The 17,492-nt window shown below is 45.3% G+C and carries 10 protein-coding genes and 1 tRNA gene; 9 read left to right on the forward strand and 2 right to left on the reverse strand.

What is annotated here, in order from left to right:
- Positions 1–77 precede the first annotated feature (77 nt).
- Together C9I99_RS10960 and C9I99_RS10965 are read left to right on the forward strand one after the other, a co-directional pair.
- A complete protein-coding gene (locus C9I99_RS10960) occupies positions 78–869 on the forward strand; it encodes a MurR/RpiR family transcriptional regulator (RefSeq protein ID WP_107348928.1) in 792 nt (263 codons plus the stop codon).
- Positions 870–1,171: 302 nt separating this feature from the next.
- On the forward strand, positions 1,172–2,065 hold the full coding sequence (locus C9I99_RS10965; protein ID WP_107348929.1) for an ROK family protein: 894 nt from the start codon (positions 1,172–1,174) through the stop codon (positions 2,063–2,065).
- A 131-nt stretch (positions 2,066–2,196) separates the two neighbouring features.
- On the opposite strand, the gene C9I99_RS10970 is transcribed toward C9I99_RS10965, so the two are convergent.
- Positions 2,197–3,099 (reverse strand): AraC family transcriptional regulator, encoded by a 903-nt coding sequence (locus tag C9I99_RS10970; protein WP_107348930.1) that lies wholly within the window; start codon positions 3,097–3,099, stop codon positions 2,197–2,199.
- A gap of 281 nt (positions 3,100–3,380) precedes the next feature.
- On the opposite strand from C9I99_RS10970, the gene C9I99_RS10975 reads away from it, so the two are divergent.
- The 5 genes from C9I99_RS10975 to C9I99_RS10995 all read left to right on the forward strand — a co-directional run bounded on the left by C9I99_RS10975 (position 3,381) and on the right by C9I99_RS10995 (position 12,611).
- Positions 3,381–5,336, forward strand: a complete 1,956-nt coding sequence (locus C9I99_RS10975) for a fructose-specific PTS transporter subunit EIIC (RefSeq protein ID WP_107348931.1) — start codon at positions 3,381–3,383, stop codon at positions 5,334–5,336.
- 15 nt (positions 5,337–5,351) lie between these two features.
- Positions 5,352–8,012 (forward strand): glycoside hydrolase family 38 N-terminal domain-containing protein, encoded by a 2,661-nt coding sequence (locus C9I99_RS10980; protein ID WP_107348932.1) that lies wholly within the window; start codon positions 5,352–5,354, stop codon positions 8,010–8,012.
- A gap of 86 nt (positions 8,013–8,098) precedes the next feature.
- On the forward strand, positions 8,099–10,051 hold the full coding sequence (locus tag C9I99_RS10985; protein WP_107348933.1) for a beta-N-acetylhexosaminidase: 1,953 nt from the start codon (positions 8,099–8,101) through the stop codon (positions 10,049–10,051).
- A 220-nt stretch (positions 10,052–10,271) separates the two neighbouring features.
- Positions 10,272–11,432: a patatin-like phospholipase family protein gene (locus tag C9I99_RS10990; protein ID WP_166645408.1), complete on the forward strand. Its 1,161-nt coding sequence runs from the start codon at positions 10,272–10,274 to the stop codon at positions 11,430–11,432.
- 264 nt (positions 11,433–11,696) lie between these two features.
- Positions 11,697–12,611, forward strand: coding sequence for a DUF808 domain-containing protein (locus C9I99_RS10995; RefSeq protein ID WP_107348935.1), 915 nt, complete (start codon positions 11,697–11,699; stop codon positions 12,609–12,611).
- A gap of 66 nt (positions 12,612–12,677) precedes the next feature.
- Here C9I99_RS10995 and C9I99_RS11000 read toward each other — a convergent pair whose 3' ends face one another.
- Positions 12,678–16,289 carry an ImpA family metalloprotease gene (locus C9I99_RS11000; RefSeq protein WP_107348936.1) on the reverse strand — a complete coding sequence of 1,204 codons (3,612 nt, stop codon included), beginning with the start codon at positions 16,287–16,289 and terminating at the stop codon, positions 12,678–12,680.
- Positions 16,290–16,632: 343 nt separating this feature from the next.
- Here C9I99_RS11000 and C9I99_RS11005 point away from each other — a divergent pair.
- Together C9I99_RS11005 and C9I99_RS11010 are read left to right on the forward strand one after the other, a co-directional pair.
- Positions 16,633–16,723: transfer RNA gene (locus C9I99_RS11005), tRNA-Ser, on the forward strand.
- Positions 16,724–17,136: 413 nt separating this feature from the next.
- Positions 17,137–17,463, forward strand: a complete 327-nt coding sequence (locus C9I99_RS11010) for a hypothetical protein (protein ID WP_243734413.1) — start codon at positions 17,137–17,139, stop codon at positions 17,461–17,463.
- Positions 17,464–17,492 lie beyond the last annotated feature (29 nt).

Consider the following 17,492-nt stretch of genomic DNA (forward strand, 5'->3'; position numbering starts at 1 on the left):
ATTGAAATGAAATTATTTTCATTGTAGATTGTCTTTTGTTCTCATTGATTGGCAGTGAAAGACCTAAGCGGATAGATATGATAAAAGATTTCAGGTTGTTATTTGAGTATGCCCGTCTTAAATTTACTAATACCGATCAAAAAATTGCGGACTATTTTCTTGCTCTTAACCCAACCAAGAACATTGAAGAGCTTGCCTTAGAAATTGGTGTTTCAACTGCTTCTATTACTCGATTTTGTAAAAAAATTGGTCTGAATAATTTCAAAGAATTTCTATACTTGTATCAAAACCAGTTGGACTCTGAGCATCCAGAGTTTACAGAAACACGGACATTGCAAAATGAGTATTTTGAAATGTTACAGCAGTTTGATCAGCGCCTTAACCAAAACGATGTTGACTTCTTCAGTGAAATGATAAACAAACATCGTGTTATCTATGTCTTCGGGTTGGGCTATAGTTCTTTTGCTGCCCATGATCTCAAGTTTCGATTAACTCGATTAGGGAAGTTTGTTGAGATTGTTCATGATAATGACTCAATCGAAATGATCAGTTCTATTCTTGGTAAAGGTGAATTGGTGATACTACTCTCCCTGAAGGGTAATAATACCAGAATGATCCAATCAGCAGAGAAAATGAAAGCGAAAGGTGTTCAGTTACTGTGTATTACGGCAAATGAGAAGTCACGACTACTCGACTGTGCAGATAAAACGCTACTAACGGTGTCATTGAAAGGGGAGGAATCCACAGGGATGATTTCTGGACAGTTGCCTATGTTAATTGCATTTGATCATATTTACTTCCGTTATGTTTCCTTGTTCCGTGACTCTATTCAGAAATGGGTGACCACCGAGCAAAGTTTCGAAGAATAGTAGACATGACGATAAGATAATTAAAAGCCATTCTTGCTTATATTTACCTGTGGTCTCTTCTATTCCCGTAAAATTTACAAGGAGAGACTATTATCATTTATCATAAGATAATAAATGAACCCGCTCAATGGTAGTTATAAAAAATAAGATGTAAAAACATAATTACTACATCTTATTTTTTATAACTTATCTTTAATAAAGATCTTCGTTGAATTATGGTATTACACTCTGTGTATGTAATATTATTATTTGCAATAATCTTTTATTTAAAGTGATTTGTCATGGATATACGAGATTAAATTATGCTAGTAGGGTTTGATATTGGTGGAACGAAAATTGAGCTTCAGGTACTGTCTGATCAAGGTGAGGTGCTATTCAAATTACGCCAACCAACACCTGGTGACTATGCTGCTTTCCTCATAAAGATTCGTGAAATGCTCATGGACGTTGAGAATAAGATTGGCTTTTTCGGTGGGATTGGGATTGGACTTCCTGGTGCTATTTGCCCTACTACGGGAAAGATGAAAAATGCAAACTGCACCTTTCTAAATGGCCGCGACGTTATTGGCGACCTATGCCAAGCAACAGGAAAAACAGTAAGAATTGCCAATGACGCGAACTGCTTTGCGTTATCTGAAGCAGTCGATGGTGCTGGAGGGGGCGGTACTGTTGTATTTGGTGCTATCCTAGGTACCGGGTGTGGCGGTGGTATTGTTGTTAATCAAAGTATAATCACGGGGGCTAATGCGATCACCGGTGAGTGGGGCCATAATCCTCTGCCGGGGTATAATCCTGAAACTGATGGCGATATTGGTCAATGTTATTGTGGTAAGAAAAACTGCATTGAACAGTATATCTCTGGCACTGGCTTTGCCGCGCAATATAACCACAAGTATCAGGCTGACCTGAATTCCCAGCAGATCATGGCATTGGTTGATGCTGGCAACGAACAAGCGGTGGCAGCGTATCAGTTAATGCTTGACCAAATGGCGAGAAGTTTTGCCTCAATAAGCAATATTCTTGACCCTGATGTCATTGTGTTAGGTGGCGGTATGTCAAATATTGAGCGCCTATACCAAGATCTACCAAGTGCGATGAATAAATACATATTTTCAAATGAGCCCAAAGTGACTGTAAGACGTGCAGTCTATGGTGATAGCAGCGGTGTACGCGGCGCTGCTTGGTTGGCCAAGTAGACTGTCATCGCCATGTTCCTCCCGTGACCTGTGAAGGGGGGACTGGCGTCTACACGTTTGCAAACCGCCGTCTTGTCTATTTTCATACCATTCTCACTGAACGAAACACCCTAGTGTTGTTTAGTTTATAGTTATGCTGCTATTCCGGCTCTGAACTGGGATGGCGTCAGTCCTGTTTTTCGTTTGAAAAGCCGGCAGAAATAGTTCGTATCGGAAAAACCACACTGCTGAGATATTTGTTTTATTCGATGATGGTTACCCCCCAGTAAACGTTGTGCATTTTCCATTCGCTTGTGACAAAGATAATCCTTGAAGCTGGTTTTTCCCTGGTGCTGGAATATATACGACAGGTAGTTGGCTGAAATATGGAACTCCCTAGCAACCTCTTCTCGGCTTAATGCTTGGTTATAGTGCTCGTTTATGTGCTTTGTGATTTTTTGAAATAGCTCTTCCTGTCGACTTGGGAGCTTTTCTGGAGCTCTTTCCATGACCAGAAAATGACTAAGCAGCGAGCGTAGCACCAAGCTTGCTGTATGGCTGTTAGAGTGGGTTGATCCAAGTGTCTGTAAGACCTGAATGAGCCCATTACCTACCGCTTGATTACGGTGAACAGATGTTCGTTTATGGTTTTCTGTAAAGTTACTTCCATCCCAGCTGTACAGGCTAAACCCCACCTTATGAGAGGCGATATTAAGGCTCAGTAATGTTACGGGCTCTCTCCATAGCGGTTGGTTCCAACCCATACTGGGGATGTATAAGACATCGCCTGCTGAAAACTGTTTTTGTAGACTCTTGTGTTCGCTAACGGAATACACCAGATCTATGCTTCCAGTCAGCACAATATCAATACGTGGCATGTTAAGCTGCCATGCTTTAGCAGGACGGTTTTGGCCTGGTGCTGCTAGATAGACAGTGCTGATAGCACCTTGTTGCTCAATAAGATGAGATAAATGGCGAGAGAGCGGATCAGGTTGGTCGTTCTCAATGATGCTCTGCTGTTTGGTGGTTGTTGATGGACGTAAATTTAAGCTCATTCTCAGCGTCTTCTTTTTTATTTAAGGGATTAGCGCAAAAGGTTGAACGATTGTGAAAAAATTTACACTCCTTAAATGAAAATTTTTTCACGCCACTTTCATTTTTTCGTTATTTTAGCGCTTTTTATCGGTTTGTTGTGTGTCTGAAGCTATTTTGCCACGTATTTGATGAAAAAATTTACAGTAAAGTGAGAAGTGTGGCTTTGATCTCAAAATATTCCTGAAAATACTTACATAATGGCGGCCGAATTGACGTAATAAGGTTTATGGAGCTTCAATTAATGACAATTAATGTAGTAGCGGTAACAGGGTGTGCCGCGGGAATCGCTCACACTTACATGGCCGCCCGAGCGTTGGAAGATGCTGGTAAAGAGCATGGCTTCAACATTAAAGTTGAAACCAATGGTTCTATCGGTCCAGAGAACGTGCTGACTGAAGAAGAGATTGCTAATGCCGATGTTGTGGTGCTCGCGTCTGATGTCGAGGTTGAGAAAGCGCGCTTTGCAGGCAAGAAGATTTATGTCACCCGGCCAAAGGTTGCGATGAAAGATGCCAAAGCGCTGGTTGACATCGCGATGAAAGAAGGCACTGTTTTTGGCGGTAAAGGTACTGAAGTGGGTAATATCACTTTGGGTAAGACATCTGAGAATGGTTTTATCCAGCACGTGATGAGCGGTATCTCTTACATGGTACCAATGGTTATCTCGGCAGGTTTATTATTGGCAATTGCCAATGTCTTTGCCTTTCAGCGTGATGACTTAGGTCGTCTAGTGGCATGGGGTTTTGATCAAAGTACGTTTATGGGCGACTTGATGTTCCACTTATTTAAAGTGGGTCAAGTGGGCTTCTTGTTGATGATCCCTCTTTTTGCCGGCTTTGTTGCTAACTCTATCGCATCTAAACCTGCGATTGCACCAGCAATGATTGGGGCATATATCGCTAACGATGCTGGCTTTCTAGGTACCGATACGGGTGGCGGCTTCCTGTCTGCTATTCTCGTGGCTTTTTTAGTCGGCTATATGGTGAAATATCTGAAAATGGTTCCTTGGCCGAAGATTTGTAAGCCATTGCTACCAATAATGATCATCCCTCTTATTGCCACTTTTTTAATCACCGTTATTGTTAAGTACATGATCGGTACCCCTATTGCTGCGGGTATGAGCTCGCTTTATGAGTGGCTGACATGGATGACAACTACCTATGCATCTTCAACCTTTATTATCGGTGCCATTATTGGTGCGATGATTGGTTTTGACTTCGGTGGTCCAGTTAACAAAACAGCTTTAATCTTTGGTACCGCGGTATGGACAGATACGGTTGCAAAATACGGTATTGAAGGTGCCAACTTTGTACCGGGCACAGCGGCACAGGCGGCTATCTCTGTTGCTCCTCTGGGTATTTTCCTTGCATCTAAGTTGTTCAAAAATAAGTTTACAGCGACTGAGAAAGTCTCTGCTGACTCCGCATTCGGTATGGGGATTGTTGGTGTAACGGAAGGTGCAATTCCATTTGCGGCTGCTCACCCAGTACAAATGATCACCGCGAGTGTCGCGGGTTCGGCATTGGCCGGCGGTTTAGTGGGCTTCTTCGATGTTAAATTCTACGGTGGTATCGGCTCTCCATTGGGTACGTTCGTGGGGTATATCGAACAGCCAATTCCGTTTGTCACCTGGATCCTATGTACGATGTCAGGTATTACACTGACAGCACTCATCATTGGTTTATGGCGAAAACCTGTCACTTCAGATAATGGTGCTAGCACGACGGTATCGGATCTTGGTGATGTTGCCTCGAAAGAAGTCTTCAAACCTGAACACGTATTGTTGGACACCACGTCTAAGTCGAAAGCTGAAGCGATTGCGTTTATTGCTAAAGAAGCACATAAACTGGGCTATGTTTCCTCGGAAAAACAATATGCTAAAGGGCTGAAAGCGCGTGAAAACCAGTCAAGTACCGGTTTTAAAGATGGCATGGCGATCCCACACTGCAAAACCAAAGCGGCGAAAAATGCGGGTGTATTTGTGGTGCGTTTTAGCCATCCTATCGAGTGGGAGACTATGGACGATGAACCGGTTAGAACGGCTGTGGCATTGAGCATTCCTGCCGAAGGTGATGAAAAGAGCGTGGAAATTTTGACTAAGCTAACTCGTTGCATGATGAATGACCAATTTAGGGAAACGCTGAATCAAAAAGACAGTAAAGAAGTGGATTTAACTATTTCTGCTGCTATTGCCTGAGTGAGTAGGAATTGAATGATGAAGAAAGTATTTCACGTTATTCCTCATACCCACTGGGATTATGAGTGGTATTTTTCAACGCACGAATCCTTGATTCAACTGGTTTATCACATGGACGAGGTCATGTCAGCGCTTGAAAACGACGAAAATGACACGTATTTACTGGATGGCCAACTGAGCATTATTGAGGATTACCTTAAACAGTGCCCTGAGCAACTTGAACGCCTTCGTACGTTGGTTCAGCAAGGTAAGCTGAAGATTGGACCTTGGTATACGCAAACGGATCAGCTGATCATCAGCGGTGAATCTATCGTACGTAACCTACAAACAGGTATCCGCCTCGCTGAAGAGTTAGGCCCTGTGATGGCCATTGGCTATGTGCCGGATGCGTTTGGTCAAAGTATTGATATGCCAAAGATCTATCAAGGCGTTGGTATTGATAAAACGGTCTTCTGGCGTGGTCTTTCTACTGATGTTTGCCAAGCTCGTGAGTTTAACTGGCAGAGTGAAGATGGAAGCCAGGTTTTGGGATACAACATTAAGAACGGCTACTTTGTTGGTTCACATGTTATGTATTCCGATGATCCAACGCCGTTGTGCCATCAGGCTGAAGATGGCTCATTGGCTGCGAACATTGCTATTCCACTGGGTGGCGATCAACGCTTTGTTGACAAGGAGCTCAAGTCACGCCTTGATATCAGCAATGCGTCAAACAAAGACTACCAGCTAATTGAAAGTAGTTACGACAAACTCTTTGCGGATATCGAAGCTGAAAACCTTCATTTACCAACAATTAGCGGTGAGCTGATTGATGGCCAGGTGTCGAAAATTCACCGCTCAATCTATTCTTCTCGTTATGATCATAAGTATCTAAACGATAGGGTAGAGCGACGTCTTTCTTACCTGTTGGAGCCGTTGATGGTGATGGCTGGCGCGGAAGGTATTGAGACCAAACCGGCGCTGATGAACAATATCTGGAAAACCATTCTGCGTAACCATGCCCATGATAGTGCAGGTGGCTGTAATACAGATAAAACCAATAAGATTATTTTGTCGCGCTTTGAAGAAGCAGATCAGGCGTCAGACTCTGCCGTGGACTATTTGGTTAGAAAGCTGGCCGAATCGCAGCCTACCGCAGAGCAAGGCGGTATAGATGGACGGGTGACGCTGTTTAATACCCTGCCATATGCTCGAAATGCTCTGATCAAGACGACGATCTCGACGTCGGCACCAAGCTTTATCCTGTTGGATATGGAAGGGCAAGAGATCAAGGTTGATGTGTTTTGTTCGAAGCGCGTTTACCGTGGAAGCATTCAGCGTGATGAGTCGACAAATGATCCGTCACTCTACTACTACCAAAGTGACGTTGAGTTCTATTACCCGTTACCGGCTTCAGGCTATACCAGCGTGCAGTTAGTCGAGGGTGAAGGTGATGCTAAAACGACAGCTATCGCTTCAGATCAGCTCGTGATTGAAAATGACCGTTATCGCTTAAGCTTTGAACAAGGGCAGTTTGTACTGCTGGATAAAGTTCAAAACCGAGCGTGGAATGACTGCATCAACCTGATTGATATGGGTGATGATGGTGATACCTATGACTATTCGCCACCAGAGAATGATTGGTTGATTCAACTCGATTGGTCTCAGGCGACAGTAAACGTTGTCAAGCAAGGTTTTTCGGAGTCAATGGTGATCAATGGCGTTTGGCTATTACCTGAAGATCTGACCGAGCGTGCTAAGCAGCAATGCTCAGCACCGATGACTTACACCATGACTCTTCGCTTGCAACATGCAGTCGCTGGCGATGAATCCGCTCTACCATTGACGATTGATGCAAACTTCGACAATCAAGTTAAAGATCACCGTGTACAGCTGGTCGTCACGACGCCATTTGAAACCACCACTAACTGGTCTGATACCCCATTCGGTGTTGTCGAGCGTGTCAATGTGCCTGAGCGTCTTCATGATTGGCGCGAGCAGGGATGGAAAGAAGAGCCTAGCCCGATTTATCCAATGTTGCACCTCGTTAACATCCATGATCAGTCTTGCAGCCTTACCTTATTGACAAAAGGAATTAAGGAATACGAAGTCAGAGCAAATAACCAAATTGCCCTGACCTTATTCCGCAGTGTTGGTTGGCTGGGTAAGCCTGATTTGATCCGTCGCCCTGGTATTGCCTCAGGCCAGCAGTTTAAGTATATCCCGACACCGGATAGCCAGTTGCAGGGTGAATTACATTGTGAATGTGCCTTGGTAATTGAAGGTAACTTCAATCCAGCACGTGTACAGACACTGTGGCAGGCGTATGCAATTGAGCCATTGGTTTATCAAAATCAATCGCTTAACCAGTTTACCAATACGCTGAAGTATTTTGTTATGCACCCACTGACGACAGAGGTTGCGGATCATCGTGCCGGTATTGAACTCGATAGTACGGATCTCGTGGTGAGTGCAATAAAACCTACGGAAGAGGGTGACGGAACACTTGTTCGTCTCTACAACCCAAGTAGCGAAACTGTTACTGTGGCTGGCCATTTAAAGGTACCGACTGCTGAGACTTCAGTGACAGAAGTTAACCTGTTGGAGCAACCTATTGCCGACGCACAATCTTTCAATGGCCAACTCGGACTTGGGCGATTTAAGCCCAAACAGATCCGTAGCTTTATCTTTAAGTAAGGTATTGAAGTAGGTCCCCCTATGAGGGGCAGGCCTTGCCTGCCCCTCTATTTGTTATTCTGATTATTAGTGAAAGAGACATTGGAATGCGTCTACATTTAGAACACCATTTGATTGCCAATGGTGAAGCGGGCAGCCGTTTGTCTGTCACCCTGAGCAATCAAAGTGACAGCATCCTAGATGATTGGCACCTAGCGTTTAGCTGTATTCGCCGCCTTGCTGCTAACTCCCTAACATGCGGTAGCCTTAAACAGGTCGGTAGTCTTTGCCGACTTACTCCCCCTGAGTCAGCCCGAGTGCTTGCACCCGGGCAGCATTTCTACACCGAGTTTGAGGTTACCCTTCCACATATTACGCTGCAAGGTCACGGTATCACTGAAGCGGTCGCAGTTAGTCAATATGCCATGCATAAGGTTGAGGTTGCGCCATTGCAGATCCGTGACCGTATGCCGTTCCGCGATGCGAGCACCGATAGAAGTCTTGTAAAATCAACGGTTATTGCTATTACACCTCAGCCAGCTCAGCTGATGGTGCAATCGGGCTCTTTCACATTAGATAGCCGGTGTCAGACCCAATGTGGCACCCCGCTTGCGCAAGCAGCGCTGCAATGGTTTGCGGACGAGTTGGTACAGCGCCATCATCTTACCTTTACTGAACACCATGAGTTTAGTCGCAGTGGATTGATTAGTTTTCAGATGGACAGCCAGTGCAGAGAGGGAAGTTATCGTCTTGATGTCAAAACGGATCATATTCAGATACAAGCCAGTGAAGAGTGTGGTTTCTTCTCGGCTGTTGCCAGTTTGCTGCAGTTGATCCCGCTACAGTCTGACAATAGCATGCTATTCGTGTTGCCTTGTCTCACGATCCAAGATAAGCCACGCCTCGGCTATCGCGGGATGATGCTTGATTGTGTCCGTCACTTCCATTCAGTTAGCAAAGTTAAGCAAATTATTAATCAGCTGGCGAGACTCAAGTTTAATGTATTCCACTGGCACCTGACTGATGATGAAGGTTGGCGCATTGAAATTAATGCTTATCCGGCGTTAACCGAAATAGGGGCATGGCGAGGGCCAAATGAGCAGCTGCCAGCGCAATTTAGTCATTTAACTGAACGCTATGGTGGTTTTTATTCTCAGCAAGATATCCGAGAGGTAGTCGCATATGCCTCGGCGCGTGGTATCACCGTGATACCTGAAATAGATATTCCAGGTCATTCGCGTGCGGCCATTAAAGCCCTGCCAGAACTGCTGTATGACGCCCAAGATGAGTCACAATATATCAGTGTTCAGCATTTTAACGATAATGTGTTGTCACCCGGACTGGACGGAACCTACACCTTCCTTCGTACTGTGTTGGATGAAGTGTGTGAACTCTTTCCCGCACCCTATATACATGTTGGGGCTGATGAAGTACCTGAGGGCGTATGGAGCCGAAGTCCGAGTTGCCAGCAGCTCATGGCTCAGTTGGGATATACCGACCCGAAAGAGTTACAGGGGCATCTGTTACGCTTTGCTGAGCAATACTTGGAGCAAAAAGGGCGTCGGATGCTGGGTTGGGAAGAGGTTGTTCATGGTGAGAAAGTCAGCACAGAGACGGTGATCTTTTCATGGCAAAGTGAAAAGGCGGCGCTGGAGTGTATTGGAAAAGGCCACGACGTTGTGCTTCAGCCGGGGCAATTCCTATATCTTGATATGGTACAAAGTCATTGTGTTGATGAACCAGGCCTTGATTGGGCTGCAATACTGCCGCTCGAAAAGGTCTATCATTACGATCCGCTCGCTAATATTCCTGCCGATAAGCAAGATAAAGTATTGGGTGTGCAAGTGGCATTGTGGTCTGAAACCGTGGTGGATGAGCACACGCTTGACTATTTACTTTACCCAAGACTGTTCGCCGCTGCAGAAGTCACATGGTCTGAATCACGCCAGTGGTATCAATTCTTACGTAAATTGAATAACCATTTGATTGAGCTGGAACAGCTAGGAATATCGTATTGTCGTAATGGTATCTTTGATGGATACAAGCAATGGGCTTGCTAACTTAAGTTATAACGAACTCGCTTAGCGGGTGCCTATCTTGATACTCATTAACCATTCATTTCAATGGAGCCTCGCTATGTAACATGAGGCTTCAATTGTTTAGCCTTATCGGCAAAAAAGCCCCAAATAACAGCTTTGACGGTTTTATTCAGTCACCTGACAGCCAGTCCCCATACAATACATATCTCAATGCAACTGGATGCAATCTTTTGGAGATAGTATGGTTCGGCGCTGGAAATACTTGTTGTTAGTTATCTTTCTCTCCGCCTGCAGCAGCACGGAGCGCAGTGCTGATCCTCTAACCTATACCATGATGCCCTTATCTTTTGAAGAGATTCGGATGTGGGATGAATTTAATCCTGAAGGGTTAAATACCATGATCCAAACTAACACTGACATTTGGATTGAGGAGCATCAAGGAAAGCAAAGCCTTAATTATTTAGCGTTGTCTGGCGGCGGGTTCAATGGCGCATTCTCAGCAGGTATTTTAACGGCTTGGACAGAACAAGGCGACAGGCCAACGTTTGATATCGTAACGGGTATTTCGACAGGGGCAATCGTCTCTGTGTTTGCCTTTCTCGGCAGTGAATACGATGATGTGCTGACTGAACTATATACTGAGACAGACTTTAACGATCTATTTAGCTATAGAAATATATTCTCCCTCGTTAGGCATCAGTCGATTCTTGATACTTCGCCATTTGAGAAAAAAGTCCGCCAGATTGTGAATGACGATTTAGTTACTGAAATTGCCAACCAGAGTCGGAGTGGGCGGAACTTGATTATAGGAACGACAAACATTGATAATCAACGTCTTGCCTTGTGGAATATCAGCCGGATAGCCGAACATGGTACTCCGCAAGCGACAGCACTTATTCAGGAGCTGATTATTGCCAGCAGTTCTATACCCGGGGCATTTCCGGCAAGGAAAATACTGTTTGAACTCGGTGGTCAACAGTTCGATGAACTGCATGTTGATGGTGGGGTGGTGCGCCAAGTCTTTTTTGCCCCGTCATGGGTCGATCTGCGTGATGTAGGGGTTGAACAAAATCTCTATGTGATCCGCAATGGTAGTTTGAAATCGGAGTTCCAGCCGGTCTCTCATCGATTAAGCCATATCAGCGAAAGGGCAATCAGTACTCTTATGCTTAATCAAGGCATAGGAGATGTCGAACATATCTACCACAATGCCCGTCAACAAGGTATGAAATTTAACTTGGCTTATATCGATGAGGACTTTCAGCCTCCGCAAGAGGCGTCGCCCTACAGTGATGAGTTCATGACAGGACTCTTTGAATACAGCTATGAAAAGATGCTGGAGAGGGAAGCTTGGCAATCACTTCCTCCATCATTACCAGAGTATTACCAAGTGGCTGATTAATGGTAATATATTGTTACATTCTAGCGAGGGCTCCCCAATGCCGCGAGCTCTTCAGTGATAATCTTGAATGGATGCCGTCCCTTTAATGCGGCTTTGCGGTGGCTAGAATCTATAAATATTCACTACAGTTATACCCAAGCACGTCAAGGTGCTTGGTTCTGCGAGAATGATTGGGGCGATAGAGGCAAGGCTGCGATTTTTCGATCTAGTGAATCTAAATCAACAATCGCATTATCATGATAATAAAGATAAAAGAGGTGCTTAGTGGCCGGAGCAAGTTTATTAACCCTGCTAGATGATATAGCCACCGTACTCGATGATGTTGCGGTAATGAGCAAAGTAGCTGCCCGCAAAACGGCAGGGGTACTGGGGGATGACTTGGCGTTAAATGCCCAGCAGGTGTCTGGTGTGCGTGCAGAGCGAGAAATTCCCGTGGTGTGGGCTGTCGCCAAGGGATCTTTTCGTAATAAGCTGATCTTGGTACCGGCAGCATTGTTGATCAGTGCATTTGCCCCTTGGTTAATTACCCCGATGTTGTTGCTCGGAGGCTTGTTCCTTTGCTTTGAAGGGTTCGAGAAAGTTGTAGAGAAGATGCTTCACCCTGTGGGGCCAAAGGATAGCGATGAACTGGAGTTGATGGATGCTGCTGAAGATTTGGTTGAGTTTGAAAAAACGAAAATCCAAGGGGCAATTCGAACCGACTTTATCTTGTCGGCTGAAATTATTGTCATTGCGCTAGGTACGGTGCAAGAATCCGCCATGCTGACCCAAGTGCTGGTGGTCAGTGTCATCGCCTTGTTGATGACCATTGGGGTTTATGGCCTTGTGGCCGGGATCGTAAAGCTGGACGACGCGGGCTTGTACCTTGCCCGAACCAGCGAGCCGGGTACTTTGAAACGAGGGTTTGGCGAGAGCTTGATCAAGGCGGCACCATACCTGATGAAGTTTCTCGCTATCGTCGGCACCATCGCGATGTTCTTGGTGGGTGGCGGTATCGTCGTACACAGCATGCCGCACTCCCATATATTGATCGACCACCTAGTTCAGCAAGCCTCCGTCGTACCGGGTGGAGCCTTGATGCTTCCGGCATTCGTGAATGCCGCCATTGGTTTACTCAGTGGGGCGGCGGTATTGTTTTTGGTAACCGTGTATCGAAGAGTTAGGGATGCGGTAGCTTGATACGCTAGCTTGATGAGATAGAGATAAGTAAACCGCCGCGATCGTTAGATTGCGGCGGTTTTTAGGTTATTGTTGGCTGTAAGCCATAAGACCGCTGATATTAATATATTGGTTGTTAGATTCCAGTCGGATATAACGAACTAGCGAATTAGGTAAACCCTGTTGGGCATTAAATAACCACTCGTCTTGAATGCCTAATGGGCCTGAAGACCACAGGATATTTCTGGCGTCATCGAGCAAAGTAAGCGTTATATTTTCGGTACGAGACTGGCAACAATCACCACGATTGGTCAGTATCAGCGCACTAATTTGAAAACCTTCTTCGAGATCAATTTCCAACCATTCCGAGCTTCCACGCTGTGAATGGACGAATGTCGAAGACTTGCCATCTACGGCATAGCTTGCCGGGAAGCGACTTTCATCGTAATAACTAGAGATGGTTACTGGCTTACCAAGAGCAATATCAGTTCCTTCACCTGGATCGATACCAGACCACCGCATAGTGCCATTGATGGGTAACGCTGGCTTGTCTAGGCCATAGCAGTAGTCATTACCATCGGCTTGATAGTACTGAAGGGTGACATCGGCAAAGTCGTGTCCTGCTAATTGAAGTCGAGCCTTTTCAGAGACAGAAATTCCCCACATATATAGATAGTCACCATAGTCTAGGCGGGTGACATAAGAGATAGCAACGGCAAGCCAGTCGTTATTGCTGATGGACTTTATTTCATCATAAGAATACTGGCCAAATCCTAAGTTATCCCTATTGAGTAACCATTCGGGTTCATTCTTTTTGGCTCGGTTAAATTCACGTTCTAAGATGTGCAGGCGCGCGAGCAGGTGCCAGCCATCTTGAAGCACCCCTTGGCTCTGCGCTGCCATCATCATCTGGACATAAATCGCAACACCATGACTCCATTTTGTTAAGTTGGCCTGCTGCATATATGTAAAGGGATCAGGCTGGCTTTGTGCTGCTTGGAGTGTTTCATACATGGATTCAAAGGGGAGTTTCTGACAACTTGGTGCTTCTCCTGTTTGCTTGAAAAATTGGGATTTCGAATAGTAGGAATACGGGTTGGTACTGGCATGTCCTTCCCAGCCACTAAAACGGAAACGTCCCTTTTCTAAACCGTGGCCTAGTTCATGGATGTCACCGTGACCTGTTGGGCTGAAGGCCCAGCCTGCATCATATGGGTTGCCTGAGCACCCATAACCACAGGTTGGCTGATCCGCATTCATATGCTTCACAATAGTATGGCTGTCTATCGTCCAACCCTGCTGGGCTGCAAAATCATGAATCTCCGGAATTTCAGTAATACCATCACCTTTGAATCCAGCGAGAAGGTGTGGGAAATCATGCATATAAGCATCGGTAGCGTTCGCTAAGTCCTCGGCTGTAGACCAGTTGGCATTCGATAAAGTGGAGTGCATTTTCGATAAGGTTGAATGCACCTCAAAATATGGCGTCGCCACTTCAGCCCAGTCAAAACCACCTTGCTCGATGGCCAGGGCAAAGCTGTCGTTGTCTTCGCTACTACGCCAATGAGGATGACGGCCAATTTGGTTGAAAGCGAGGGTGACGGGAAGTCCGGCTTCACCACTGAAACCAATCTGTACCGGTCCACCATAGGGGGAAGTCACCTTGAGTGTTTCGCCTGGATGAAGAGCAATCTTAACCGATTGCAGGTACTTCGGACGCTTGTAGCCACTGGTGGAAAAAGGTTTGGAAGCGGATGAGCGCAAGGCGTTAATAAAGACGGTGGTGCTCGCCGCAGCATTGGTATCCAGCCTGGTCACTTCGAACGTTTGGCCGGGTAATGCGTAAACCCCTGCTGATTGGAAGTGTGCCTTACTGGTGAGTGTGACTGTTCTTCCGCTTGGTGTGATGTGGCTAAAGTCCCCTCGGCTAAAGTTGCCTAAATCAGGCTGTGCGGGGTTAATCTCACGGTAGTTGTATTGGACGTGATCGGCAAAATAAGACGCCATAAACGTCGTTGTATCGGTCGAAGCCATATTCATCGGAAATGAAACGGACTGGCGGAAATAGTCGGCAAGTAAAATCAGAAGCTTCTGGTACTTAAATCCTTCTTGTTTGAATAAGTCGACTTTGTTGCTGTCGAACTTGTTGGCCATGTTTCGGATATGGGTAGCGGCTTCTTGAAATTCATCCTTGAAGCTGTCTATATTTGAACAGCTTGAATTACATTGGCTTAAGTCGGTACTAAAGCTCAAGTTCAGAAAGTGCGTGACCATGGTTTTGACTTGCTCGACATCGGTTGGTAATAACCCCTTACGGGATGTGATGTCATAACCCTTAAGCCCTAATTTTTTCCAATAGTTATCCCATTCATAACTGACATTGAAATGCTGGAATAAGTGTTTGCCCAAAGCCGTCTGGTTGCCATCATGGTGAAGGTACATGACTGGAATACCCTGCGCTTGTGCCAAACTGACTTGTTCTGCAATAGCTTCTGCGTCCTCGCCATTGCGAAGGTATTGGGAGATGATCAGTAAATCAGTCTGCGAGGTAATACAGCTTGCTAACACATCACCGTTACAGCTTCTAGCGGGGTTGTAAGTGATCTTATTTGGGAAGCGGTGATCGAGCCAGTTTCGCGTTGCACTTTCATCAGGAAAGTAATACCCATTTTCCATTTGTGCAATCACGACGTTTAGGCCGTTGGTGAGTATGTCACTTTGCGTTTTACCCGTTAACCACTGAATACTGTTTTCAAGGAAGGCGAGTGTTTGCTCATTGGTCTCAAAGCCACGCTGCCAAGTACGCATTGGGTTAGAACCCAGTACGAGGTAACGACTATCCGCTGTTTCCCCAATCACACCGATGGCTTTTTCATGAACCGTATTTCCTGACACATAGACATCATTGGTGTACAGGATGGCCTCATTAACGCCATAGGTGGTAACAAACGTACTCGCATCATGTGTCGGGTCCCATGAAAGGTTCGTTAAGCTACTGCCATCTTCTTTAGCAATGCCATTAGCCGAGAGATTGAAAATAGTATTTTTTGCATTTTGGTACTGCATTCGGTTAGCGTCAATGACGTTCAGGACCGCTTGTAACACTGAATCCCTATCAGGGATCAGTAATGCGTTTCCTGATTCAATTGCAGCGTCTATAGGGTCGGGGCAACCCGAGGTTTCAGCGTAGAAACTGGCCTGAGGAGCGTAACTATTAACCGGCTGGTACGCTAAGAAACAACCGCTATGTGAATTTTGCGCTTGCTCGGTAAAGTCTGAGGGGAGGCTTTTATCGACGAAGAAATCAGGCCATTTATCCTGTCGAGTGACACCGGTATGGTAATTATCGATATTGATGCCAGCAAGCTGGCTGAAGAAATCTGTTTGGCCCCCTTCATTGCGGTAGATACTGGTAGAGAAGCGAACGGGAGCGCCATATCGTACATAGACTTTAACACCATTGACATCGACGAAATAGTATCCGGCTGTGGCATCCCAATTTGGGTGTCCGCCACAGCTGTAAGAGCAGTCCCCCAGCTCTGTGATACCGGCACTCTCTGAAGCGGCATAGACATCGCTCAATGCTTGATTTGCCTGGTTGGCTAGGTGTTCCAATTCAAGTGCAAGTGGATCGGCAAGGGCTGATGAACAGCTTAGTGCCCATGCCCCAAGGGCGAGATAACTGAGCTTTTTCCTCATGGATAATTCCTTTATCAAAGAAAGATGAGTGGGTTCTTCTGGCTTTAATATTTTTATTGGTAATTGTGAGTATCGGGAGAATGCTACATTTGCATTGTGGTTATTGGTTGCATATGAGCACTAAATTAATGGTAATGGAATTAGTCCTTTGATCCACTGGGGTTTTGTGAGCTTGGTTCACGGAGTGATATATTTTATGAATGGATGGTCTTTGTTCGATTGGTTAGTTGATGGTTTAGGCGTTTAGTGAGTCAGATAATCAATAGAGCTGTATATACTCTGAGCAGTTGAACTAAAGAGGCTTTACAATAAGAAAGTCCTACATTACTATACGCCGCACAAAGGAGAGATGGCTGAGTGGTTGAAAGCACCGGTCTTGAAAACCGGCATACGTTTGTAGCGTATCTAGGGTTCAAATCCCTATCTCTCCGCCAAATTCTAAGGGCTTGCAGTAATGCAGGCCCTTTTTTATATCTGGAATATTTGGTTCAAATCCGCCACACCCTGAGCACTCCGCCAAATTCTAAGGGCTTGCAGTAATGCAGGCCCTTTTTTATATCTGGAATATTTGGTTCAAATCCGCCACACCCTGAGCACTCCGCCAAATTAGAAGAAGCCGCTGAGAAATCAGCGGCTTTTTTGTATGCGTTAAATTAAGTACATAGGGATTGGAATCAAATCCAGCGTACCCAGAGCGTCTCTGCCACATTTAAAAACTCTCCATTATTACCTCCGACTGTCGCCATATGGTAATTACTACCGTTTGGTGTTTGCTATTTTGACGTTAATTCGCTGGTTGCGAAAATGTTTCTGGCTTGGGTGCCAATGGATATTCTACGGAGATACAATGGAAAAAATGAAGGCTGTTGCTGTTGCATGTACTTTGATGCTAATGACAAGTAATGTTTACGCGGTTTCTGATGCTGCCAAAGTGGGGGCTAATGCAGGCGCAATGATGTATTGCTATGAGAATGTCGCGAAATCAAGTCAGCATTCAAAATATAAAATCCTCAAGATTCACACTTACGATGAATATAAAAAGCTGCCTGATAGTGACCGAGCAAAAGCATTGATCATGAAAAAATCCGCGGAGGATGGTGACTACTTAGGTGATCGTTTAGATAGCCGTCGTTGCGATAGTCTGCGTAAAATGCTCTACGTAAAGTACAACTAAAGCCTAACTAAAGAAAGGTTGTTGGTCAG

The sequence above is a fragment of the Photobacterium lutimaris genome (assembly GCF_003025555.1).
Classification (GTDB): Bacteria; Pseudomonadota; Gammaproteobacteria; order Enterobacterales; family Vibrionaceae; genus Photobacterium; species Photobacterium lutimaris.

What these genes read in the sequence shown, in the direction of transcription:
- C9I99_RS10980 (WP_107348932.1), top strand. Translation starts at nt 5,352, where the DNA reads ATGATGAAGAAAGTATTTCACGTTATTCCTCATACCCACTGGGATTAT.
- C9I99_RS10960 (WP_107348928.1), top strand. Translation starts at nt 78, where the DNA reads ATGATAAAAGATTTCAGGTTGTTATTTGAGTATGCCCGTCTTAAATTT.
- C9I99_RS10970 (WP_107348930.1), bottom strand. Translation starts at nt 3,099, where the DNA reads ATGAGCTTAAATTTACGTCCATCAACAACCACCAAACAGCAGAGCATC.
- C9I99_RS10990 (WP_166645408.1), top strand. Translation starts at nt 10,272, where the DNA reads ATGGTTCGGCGCTGGAAATACTTGTTGTTAGTTATCTTTCTCTCCGCC.
- C9I99_RS10985 (WP_107348933.1), top strand. Translation starts at nt 8,099, where the DNA reads ATGCGTCTACATTTAGAACACCATTTGATTGCCAATGGTGAAGCGGGC.
- C9I99_RS11010 (WP_243734413.1), top strand. Translation starts at nt 17,137, where the DNA reads ATGGAAAAAATGAAGGCTGTTGCTGTTGCATGTACTTTGATGCTAATG.
- C9I99_RS11000 (WP_107348936.1), bottom strand. Translation starts at nt 16,289, where the DNA reads ATGAGGAAAAAGCTCAGTTATCTCGCCCTTGGGGCATGGGCACTAAGC.
- C9I99_RS10965 (WP_107348929.1), top strand. Translation starts at nt 1,172, where the DNA reads ATGCTAGTAGGGTTTGATATTGGTGGAACGAAAATTGAGCTTCAGGTA.
- C9I99_RS10975 (WP_107348931.1), top strand. Translation starts at nt 3,381, where the DNA reads ATGACAATTAATGTAGTAGCGGTAACAGGGTGTGCCGCGGGAATCGCT.